The sequence below is a fragment of the Arhodomonas sp. KWT genome, assembly GCF_010993615.1.
Map to the genome: position 1 here is coordinate 1 of NZ_WNXE01001153.1, position 510 is coordinate 510.

Annotated in this window: 1 protein-coding gene; it reads right to left on the minus strand. The window is 72.5% G+C overall.

The window, feature by feature from the left end:
• Window positions 1-510 (minus strand): transketolase C-terminal domain-containing protein (locus G7A99_RS24675; RefSeq protein WP_305792385.1); only part of this gene is annotated, 510 nt, incomplete at both ends.

Below are 510 nucleotides of genomic sequence, written 5' to 3' on the forward strand. Positions count from 1 at the left end.
CGGCAGGACCGTCTCGCGGTAGTCCGCCGGCTGGGCCAGGAAGAGGTCCATGCACGGCATGGAGACCACCCGCACACGGCGGCCCTCCTCGGCCAGGCGCGCCGCGGCGGCCGTCGCCAGCTCGACCTCGGAGCCGCTGGCGACGAGGATCGCCTCCGGCGTGCCGGCGCAGTCGCGCAGGACATAGCCGCCGCGCCGGATATCGGCGAGCTGGCCGGCATCCCGGGGCTGGTGCGCGGTCTTCTGGCGCGAGAGCGCCAGCGCGGAAGGCCCGTCGGTGCGCTCCAGCGCCGCCTGCCACGCGGCCATGGTCTCGGGCACGTCGCAGGGGCGCCACACCGCCAGGTTCGGGATCAGACGCAGGCTCGCCAGGTGCTCGACGGGCTGATGGGTCGGGCCGTCCTCACCCAGGCCGATGGAGTCGTGGGTGAAAACGAACACGTTGCGCTGCTTCATCAGCGCGGCCATGCGCACGGCATTGCGGGCGTAATCGGAGAACACCAGGAAGGT